General features: G+C 66.3%; 9 protein-coding genes. 2 read left to right on the top strand and 7 right to left on the bottom strand.

What is annotated here, in order from left to right; translation table 11 throughout:
- Nucleotides 1-245: 245 nt before the first annotated feature.
- From U4Z64_RS26225 to U4Z64_RS26215, 3 genes are read right to left on the bottom strand one after another with little or no spacing between them, the layout of a single operon-like run.
- Complete coding sequence (locus U4Z64_RS26225; RefSeq protein WP_044844824.1) at nucleotides 246-1040, bottom strand: MetQ/NlpA family ABC transporter substrate-binding protein; 795 nt, start codon at nucleotides 1038-1040, stop codon at nucleotides 246-248.
- 27 nt (nucleotides 1041-1067) lie between these two features.
- Nucleotides 1068-1721 (bottom strand): methionine ABC transporter permease, encoded by a 654-nt coding sequence (locus U4Z64_RS26220; protein WP_044844825.1) that lies wholly within the window; start codon nucleotides 1719-1721, stop codon nucleotides 1068-1070.
- Nucleotides 1711-2745 carry a methionine ABC transporter ATP-binding protein gene (locus U4Z64_RS26215; RefSeq protein WP_044844826.1) on the bottom strand — a complete coding sequence of 345 codons (1035 nt, stop codon included), beginning with the start codon at nucleotides 2743-2745 and terminating at the stop codon, nucleotides 1711-1713. The genes U4Z64_RS26220 and U4Z64_RS26215 overlap by 11 nt, the downstream gene beginning before the upstream one ends.
- 216 nt (nucleotides 2746-2961) lie before the next feature.
- On the opposite strand from U4Z64_RS26215, the gene U4Z64_RS26210 reads away from it, so the two are divergent.
- Nucleotides 2962-3885: an alpha/beta hydrolase gene (locus U4Z64_RS26210; RefSeq protein ID WP_321821494.1), complete on the top strand. Its 924-nt coding sequence runs from the start codon at nucleotides 2962-2964 to the stop codon at nucleotides 3883-3885.
- A 22-nt stretch (nucleotides 3886-3907) separates the two neighbouring features.
- Here the strand turns inward: U4Z64_RS26210 and U4Z64_RS26205 are convergent, their stop codons facing one another.
- Entirely contained in the window at nucleotides 3908-4831 is a 924-nt protein-coding gene (locus U4Z64_RS26205) for a histone deacetylase family protein (RefSeq protein WP_044844828.1), read from the bottom strand.
- 43 nt (nucleotides 4832-4874) lie between these two features.
- Here U4Z64_RS26205 and mltB point away from each other — a divergent pair, with 43 nt between their 5' ends.
- Entirely contained in the window at nucleotides 4875-6224 is a 1350-nt protein-coding gene (mltB, locus tag U4Z64_RS26200; RefSeq protein ID WP_321821493.1) for a lytic murein transglycosylase B, read from the top strand.
- Nucleotides 6225-6300: 76 nt separating this feature from the next.
- On the opposite strand, the gene cysM is transcribed toward mltB, so the two are convergent.
- The 3 genes from cysM to rfaD form a co-directional block, all read right to left on the bottom strand.
- Nucleotides 6301-7203 carry a cysteine synthase CysM gene (gene cysM, locus U4Z64_RS26195; RefSeq protein ID WP_044844830.1) on the bottom strand — a complete coding sequence of 301 codons (903 nt, stop codon included), beginning with the start codon at nucleotides 7201-7203 and terminating at the stop codon, nucleotides 6301-6303.
- A gap of 206 nt (nucleotides 7204-7409) precedes the next feature.
- Nucleotides 7410-7754 carry a ComEA family DNA-binding protein gene (locus U4Z64_RS26190; protein WP_321821492.1) on the bottom strand — a complete coding sequence of 115 codons (345 nt, stop codon included), beginning with the start codon at nucleotides 7752-7754 and terminating at the stop codon, nucleotides 7410-7412.
- A gap of 74 nt (nucleotides 7755-7828) precedes the next feature.
- Nucleotides 7829-8821, bottom strand: a complete 993-nt coding sequence (gene rfaD, locus U4Z64_RS26185; protein ID WP_044844832.1) for an ADP-glyceromanno-heptose 6-epimerase — start codon at nucleotides 8819-8821, stop codon at nucleotides 7829-7831.
- Nucleotides 8822-8829 lie beyond the last annotated feature (8 nt).

Genomic DNA, 8829 nt, shown 5'->3' with positions numbered 1-8829 from the left:
GCACCAGGATTTTCATGCACACGCTCCAAAGTTACGAATACGACCAGAGGCCATTCTATAGCGAGGCCTCATGACTGCGCGGCCAAGCGGACCAATCCATCGCGGCTATCGAGGATAGCGCGCCTCTCCGGCGCGCCGGCAATAGCGAACGGTCGTTCTATTTTAAAAGAGAAAAAACCCGGACGCAAAGCCCGGGTTTTCGATCATCGACTCTAATCGTCACCGGGTGCGCCCCGCATCACGTGTTACCAGGCGGCGATCACCGCGCCGCCGAACTTCTGTTCGATGAACTGCTTCACTTCCGCGGAATGATAAGCCGCGACCAGCTTCGCGACCCACGGCTTACCGCGGTCGGCCTCGCGAATCGCGAGAATGTTCGCGTACGGGCCGGTCGGGCCCTCGATCGCGATCGCATCCTGTTTCGGTTTCAACCCCGCTTCCATCGCGTAGTTGGTATTGATCGCGGCCGCGTCGACGTCGCCGAGCGAGCGCGGAATCTGCGCCGCATCGAGCTCGACGATCTTCAGCTTGCGCGGGTTGTCGACGATGTCGAGCGGCGTCGCCTTCAGCCCGGCGTCCGCGCGCAGCTTCAGCAGCCCCTGCTTCTGCAGCAACAGCAGCGCACGGCCGCCGTTGGTCGGATCGTTCGGCACCGCGATGCGCGCGCCCGGCTTCAACTCGGCCAGCGACTTCACCCGCTTCGAATAGATGCCCATCGGGAACGTGACGGTCTCCGCGACCTTGATCAGCTTGTAGCCGCGATCCTTCACCTGCGCCTGCAGATACGGATCGTGCTGGTAGCTGTTCGCGTCGAGATCGCCGGACGCGAGCGCCGCGTTCGGTTGCACGTAATCCGAGAATTCGACGACGCGGATGTCGAGGCCGCCCTTGGCCGCGACCTTCTTCACCACCTCCATGATCTGCGCGTGCGGGCCGCCCGTCACGCCCACCTTGATGATTTCGGTCTGCGCGTGCGCGCTCGCGAACAGTGCGGCCGCGCCGAATGCGGCCGCGAACTTCAGCATGAAGCGTCGTTGCATCCTATCCCCCAACGAATGAATGTCGTTTTACTTGTGGCTCAGCCGGCGCACGAGCCAGTCGCCGAACGACTGCACGATCTGCACGAACACGATCAGGATCGCGACGACCGTCCACATCACTTCCGGCAGATAGCGCTGGTAGCCGTAGCGGATCCCGAGATCGCCGAGCCCGCCGCCGCCGATCGCACCCGCCATCGCCGAATAGCCGACGAGCGACACGAACGTGATCGTCAGGCCCGCGACGATGCCCGGCAGCGATTCGGGCAGCAGCACCTTGAACACGATCTGCGAGGTCGTCGCACCCATCGACTGGGCCGCCTCGATCAGCCCGCGGTCGACTTCGCGCAGCGCGGTCTCGACCAGCCGCGCGACGAACGGTGCGGCCGCGAGCGTCAGCGGCACGACCGCTGCGGCCGTGCCGATCGACGACCCCGTGACGAGCCGCGTGAACGGAATGACCGCGACCAGCAGGATGATGAACGGCGTCGAGCGCACCGCGTTCACGATGCCGCCGAGCACGCGATTCACGCCGAGGTTCTGCAGCACGCCCTGGCGGTCGGTCAGGTAGAGCAGCACGCCGAGCGGCAGCCCGACGAGCGCGCCGACCGCCCCCGAGATGCCGACCATGATCAGCGTCTCCCAGAACGACTGCACGAACATATCGAACATCTCACTCAACATACGAAAGCTCCTCTACCACCACACCTTGCTCGCGCAGGAACGCGAGCGCCTGCCCGACCTTGCCCGGTTCGCCGCCCGCGAGCACCGCGAGCGACCCGAACGCCTGCCCCTGGATCTCGTCGATCTGGCCATGCAGGATGTTGAAATCGAGTTCGTACCGGCGGATCGTCTCCGACAGGATCGGCTGGTCGACACCCGAGCCGGTGAACGCGAGCCGCAGCAGATGCCCGCTGCCCGTCTTCAGCCGCTCGGCCACGCGTGCCTTCAGCGCGGGCGGCAGTTCCTGCGCGATCACGTCGCCGATCAGCGCGCGCGTCACTTCGTGATGCGGCTGCAGGAACACGTCGATCACGCGGCCCTCTTCGACCACGCGGCCCGCGTCGAGCACCGCCACGCGATCGCACACCTGCTTGATGACTTCCATCTGGTGCGTGATCAGCACGATCGTCAGGCCGAGCTCGCGGTTGATGCGCTTCAGCAGGTCGAGGATCGCGCGCGTGGTCTCGGGGTCGAGCGCCGACGTCGCTTCGTCCGACAGCAGCACCTTCGGCTTGCTCGCGAGCGCGCGGGCGATGCCGACGCGCTGCTTCTGGCCGCCGCTGATCTGCGCCGGATAGCGATCCTTCTGCGCGGACAGCCCGACGAGGTCGAGCAGCGGCAGCACCGCCGCCTCGATCTCGGCACGGCTCGCGCCGGCCAGCTCGAGCGGCAGCGCGACGTTGTCGAACACCGTGCGCGACGACAGCAGATTGAAGTGCTGGAAGATCATGCCGATTTCGCGGCGCGCTTCGCGCAGCGCGCCGGACGACAGCAGCGTGAGATCGCGTCCCCCGACGACGACATTGCCTTCGGTCGGCCGCGTGAGCAGGTTGATGGTGCGCACGAGCGTGCTCTTGCCGGCGCCGCTTCGGCCGATGATGCCGAACACCTCTCCCTGCGGGATCGTCAGATTGACGTTGTGCAATGCGTCGACCCAGCCGGTCGGCCCGGGAAAACGCTGCGACAGATTGCGTAATTCGATCATGTAAACAAAACGGCGGCCGGCTGGCGAGGCCCGCCAGTCGGCCGCCGAAGCATCTGGAATAGCCGGCGATTTTACCGCAAACGCCTCATTCCACTTAATAATCGATTTCGATCTTTTCATAACCAGACGAAATTAGAGGGCCGCTGCTGGCCCGCCGCGCGGGTACCGCGACTATGATCCGGAACACCGATGCGAACGAGACAGGGGACCCGCCAGATGACCGCCACCACCACGCAGGCCGGCGCACCCGCCGCCACCTTGGCATCGGGCCCGGTATCGCCGCCCGCCCCACGGATGGGCCGGCTGCGTACCGCGGACGGGCTCGAACTGGCGTCGTATCGCTGGCCGGCCGGCGACGGCACGGTGCCGCCGCTTGCGACGATCGCGCTCGTCCACGGCCTCGCCGAGCATGCGGGCCGTTACGCGGCGCTCGCGGCCAGATTGAACGCGGCGGGCATCGACGTGCTGGCGATCGATCTGCGCGGGCACGGCCAGTCGCCCGGCAAACGCGCATGGGTCGAGCGTTTCGACGATTACCTGAACGATGCGGATGCGCTGGTTGCCGAAGCCGCCCGCGGCGCCACGCCGCTCTTCCTGATGGGGCACAGCATGGGCGGCGCCGTCGCGGCGCTGTATGCGACCGAACGCGTGCCGGCTCGCGGCCACGCGCTGGCAGGCCTCGTGCTGTCGAGCCCGGCGCTCGCGCCGGGACGCGACGTGCCGCGCTGGATGCTCGCGATGAGCCGCTTCATCAGCCGCGTGTGGCCGAGCTTCCCTGCAATCAGGATCGATGCGGCACTGCTGTCGCGCGATCCGGCCGTCGTCGCCGCCAATCGGGCCGATCCGCTCGTGCACCACGGCGCGGTGCCGGCGCGCACCGGCGCCGAAATCCTCGATGCGATGGCGCGCATCGAGCGCGGTCGCGGCGCGCTGCGCGTGCCGGTGCTCGTCTATCACGGCACCGAGGACAAGCTGACCGAACCCGATGGAAGCCGCGCGTTCGGCGCCCGCGTCGGCTCGCCCGATCGCACGCTGACGCTATACGAAGGCGGGTTCCACGAAACGATGAACGATCTCGAGCGCGACCGCGTGATCGATGCGCTGATCGCGTGGATTCACGCGCACGTGCCGGCGCGCTGAGCGCGCGCCGATCCGCTGCCGGTCAGATGCCGGCCAGCACGCGCAGGTGCGCGACGACGCTGCGCCCGAGTGCCGACAGGTTGTAGCCGCCCTCGAGACAGCTGACGATGCGGCCCTGCGCATGCCGGCGCGCGACGTCGACGACCTGCGCGGTCAGCCATTCGAAATCGGATTCGACGAGACCGAGGTTGCCGATGTCGTCCTCGCGATGCGCGTCGAAACCGGCCGACACGAACAGCATTTGCGGCTTGAACGCGTCGAGACGCGGCAGCCAGAACATGTCGACCGCTTCGCGGATCGCCATCCCGTTGCTGCGCGCAGGCATCGGCAGGTTGACCATGTTCGGCGCCTGGTGATCGGCGCCCGAGAACGGGTACAGCGGATGCTGGAAGAAGCTGCACATCAGCACGCGCTCGTCGTTCGCGAACGCGGCTTCGGTGCCGTTGCCGTGGTGCACGTCGAAATCGATGATCGCGACCCGCTCGAGGCCGTGCACGTCGAGCGCGTGCCGCGCGGCGATCGCGACGTTGTTGAAGAAGCAGAAGCCCATCGCGCGCGCGGGTTCCGCGTGATGGCCGGGCGGCCGAACGCTGCAGAACGCATTCGCGTAGCGGCCTTCGATCACCGCGTCGGTCGCCGCGATCGCGGCGCCGGCCGCACGCAGCGCGGCGCGCCACGTGTCGCGGTTCATCAGCGTGTCGGGATCGATCTCGACGTAGCCGTCGACGGGCATCATGCTGCGGATGTAGTCGATATGGGCCTGCGTATGCACGCGGCCCAGCGCCACCTCGCTCGCGAACGGCGCGGTTTCGTGCACGATCAGGTCGTCGATGCGGCTCGCGATCAGCTGATCCTGGATCGCCGACAGTCGGGCCGGGCATTCCGGATGCCATTCCCCCATCTCGTGCAGCATGCAGTCGGGGTGCGTATAGAAGGCGGTTGCCATAAGCTGTCATCCGCGACGCGGGTTGCGCCGCAGGTCTCCATCAATGATGTCCATCGTCTGCCGCGAATTCGCCGCTAACTTACCACAACGGTGCGCTGCTACGCCCCGGCACGCAAGGTGCGTCGGGTATACTGCGCCGAACCCCATCGCCCTGTCCGCCCGCTTCGACATGAATTCCAGCAAGCCTGCCGCCCTTCTCTCCGCACTGTTCCGCGTTCGCGTTCCGCTCGTTGCCGCTGCCGTCGCCGCTACCCTGGCCGCCGCACCCGCCGCCGCGCAAACACAGCCTGCGAAGTCTTCCGGCACGCTCGTCGCGCAGGCGCAACCGCAGCAGCCGACGCCGCCGGGCCAGACCTTCGAAGAGGAGATCGTTCCGCAGCGTTACGCGAGCAACGCGAAGGTCGATGCGTTCATCGACGAGATGGTGAGCCGCAACGGCTTCGATTCCGCGAGCCTGCACGCGCTGTTCTCGCGCGTCAGCTACTCGGCCACGGCCGTGAAACTCGTGAAGCCGGCGCCGACGCCTTCGGTGAAGAACTGGAGCGTCTATCGTTCGCGCTTCATCGAACCGATCCGCATCAACGCGGGCGTGAAGTTCTGGAAGGCGAACCGGGCGACGCTGCAGCGCGCGTCCGAGGAATTCGGCGTGCCGCCCGAGGTGATCGTCGGCATCATCGGCGTCGAAACGATCTACGGCCGCTACATGGGCAACTTCCGCGTGCTCGATGCGCTGACGACGCTCACGTTCGACTACCCGGACACGCCGAATCGCGACAGTCGCCAGGCCACGTTCCGCAAGAACCTCGAGGACTTCCTCGTCTGGACCCGCGACAACCAGCTCGACCCGACCACCGTGCTCGGCTCGTACACGGGTGCGATCGGCATCCCGCAGTTCCTGCCGAGCAGCATCCGCGAGTATGCGGTCGACTACGACGGCGGCGGCCACGTCGATCTGCGCAGCAGTCCTGCCGATGCGATCGGCAGCGTCGCAAACTACCTGAAGCAGCACGGCTGGGAAACCGATCGCCCGGTGGTCTGGCGGATCACGCCCGACACGGGCAGCCTCGGCATCGCCCAGGCGGCCGCGGACGGCCAGCCCGAACCGCACTGGGCACTGTCGCAGCTGCTGCGCGCCGGCATGACGCTCAACGAGCCGACGGTCAATATCACCACCGAAGCCGGCACGCCGGTGACCGTGGTCGATCTGCCGTCGCCGGGGCGCGCAACCGAGTACATGCTCGGCCTCAAGAACTTCTACGTGCTGACGCGCTACAACCGCAGCTTCTTCTACGCGCTCACCGTGTACCAGCTCGGCGAAGCCGTGAAGGCGCAGATGGAAGCGAGCGGCGCGCTGCCGCTGCCCGCGGCGGACACGGAAGCGCCGGCGCAGTAAGCTCGGCCCGCGCAAAGAAAAAGCGCCGCTCGTGCGGCGCCTTTTTATCGCGTGATCCTGCCGATGCCGTTCCGGCTCAGGCAGGAAACACGCCGGTAGACAGGTAGCGGTCGCCGCGATCGCAGACGATGAACACGATCGTCGCGTTCTCCACCTGGCGCGCGATGCGCATCGCGACTTCGCATGCGCCACCCGACGAGATGCCGGCAAAGATGCCTTCGACGGCCGCGAGCCGGCGCGCCATCGTTTCGGACGCGGCCTGACTCACGCTCTCGACGCGATCGACGCGGCTGCGATCGAAGATCGTCGGCATATAGGCCTCCGGCCACTTGCGAATGCCCGGGATGCGCGACCCTTCTTCCGGCTGCGCGCCAACGATCTCGATCGCCGGATTCTGTTCCTTCAGAAAACGCGACGTGCCCATGATCGTGCCCGTCGTGCCCATCGCCGACACGAAGTGCGTGACGCGCCCCTCGGTGTCGCGCCAGATCTCAGGGCCCGTGCCTTCGTAGTGCGCGATCGGGTTGTCGGGGTTCCCGAACTGATCGAGGATCACGCCCTTGCCTTCGCGCTGCATCTGCTCCGCGAGGTCGCGCGCCAGTTCCATCCCGCCCTTTACCGGCGTCAGGATGATTTCGGCACCGTAAGCGGCCATGCTCTGGCGACGCTCGACCGACAGGTCCTCCGGCATGATCAGCACCATCTTGTAACCGCGGATCGCCGCGGCCATCGCGAGCGCGATGCCCGTATTGCCGCTCGTCGCCTCGATCAGCGTATCGCCCGGCTTGATGCGGCCGCGCGCCTCCGCCTTGCTGATCATCGACAGCGCCGGGCGATCCTTCACGGAACCGGCCGGATTGTTGCCTTCCAGCTTGGCGAGCAACACGTTGTTGCGTGCGCGAATCTCGTCGTCCGGCAGGCGGACCAGTTGCACGAGCGGCGTGTTGCCGATCGTGTCTTCGATAGTTTTGTAAGCCATGGAGATACCGTGAGTGCGAGGCTGATCAATCGATTGATTGTAAACCAGCGCCGGGGCTCGCGCCGGCAACCCCCATTGCGACGGTGGAATAGGCGTGCCCGCGATTCACGATCGTGCGCGTGCAGCATGCACGCAAAAAACCCGCGGCATGCCGCGGGAAGCCGTCGCAACGACGGCGACTGAAGGAGCCCTTCGCCTCGCGAGCGTTACTTCTGCGCAGTGCGGGCGGGCGCCGCGGCAGGTTTCACTGCCACGGGCTTGCCCGCGGCGGGTGCCTGCGCACCCGAGCCTGCTGCGCCGATCGTCAACCCCTCCTGCTGAAGGCGCTCGACCGTATGGCCGCCCATGCCTTTCACGCGCGATGCAAGATCGTCTGCATTCCTGAACGGGCCGCGTGCGCCGCGCTCGTCGAGAATCGCCTTTGCCCGCGCAGGACCGATGCCCTTGATGCCGACGAGTGCATCCTCGTTCGCGGTGTTGACGTCGACGGCCGCCCAGGCCGACGCGATCGCGCCGAACATCGCTGCGGCGGCAAACCATTTCCTGATCATGTGCTGGATCTCCGATGAAAAACGGTCGGCGGCTGCCGACCGTGAGACCCAGTCTAGCGATGCGACGCGCGGACTTAAACCTGGCCGGACAGCCAACGCACGTAACGGTCGACACCTTCCTGCACCGTCAGGAACGGCGCATCGTAGCCGGCAGCACGCAGCTTCGTCTGGTCGGCCTGCGTGAAGCACTGGTACTTGCCGCGCAGCGCATCCGGGAACGGCACGTATTCGATCAGCCCCTGCTCGACCTGCTGCGCGAGCGTCAGCGGCGGCAGGCCGTCGAGCGCGCGCAGCGTGTTCACGACCGTCGACGCGATGTCGTTGAACGGTTGTGCGCGGCCGGTGCCGAGGTTGAAGATGCCCGACTTCTCCGGATGATCGAAGAAGAACAGGTTCACCTTCGCGACATCCTCGATCGACACGAAGTCGCGCGTCTGCTCGCCCGGCGCATAACCGTTGTACTCGCCGAACAGCTTGACCTTGCCTTCCGCGCGGAACTGGTTGAAGTTGTGGAACGCGACCGACGCCATGCGGCCCTTGTGCGTCTCGCGCGGGCCGTACACGTTGAAGTAGCGGAACCCGGCGATCTGGCTCTTCGCGCTCGGCAGCACGCGCCGGATCACCTGGTCGAACAGGAACTTCGAATAGCCGTAGACGTTCAGCGGCGCCTCGACCTCGCGCTCCTCGACGAAGCGCGTCGAGCCGCCGTAGGTCGCCGCCGACGACGCGTACAGGAACTGCGCGCCCTGCGCGAGGCACGCATCGAGCACCGCGCGGCTGTAGCGGAAGTTGTTGTCCATCATGTAGCGGCCGTCGGTTTCCATCGTGTCCGAACAGGCGCCTTCGTGGAACACCGCGCGTACCTTGCCGAAATCGCCGCGTGCGAAGCGTTCGACGAATTCCGTCTTGTCGAGATAGTCGTCGATCTCGCAATCGACGAGATTGCGGAACTTTTCCGCGCGCGTCAGATTGTCGACCGCGATGATGCGCGACTCGCCACGCTCGTTGAGCGCCTTGACGATGTTCGCGCCGATAAAACCGGCTGCGCCGGTGACGATGATGGTCATGGTCGTCC

It is taken from the genome of Burkholderia sp. BCC1996 (assembly GCF_905339955.1).
GTDB lineage: Bacteria > Pseudomonadota > Gammaproteobacteria > Burkholderiales > Burkholderiaceae > Burkholderia.
The sequence above is the reverse complement of the archived record's forward strand: the minus strand, read 5'-3'. Positions and strand labels throughout refer to the sequence as shown.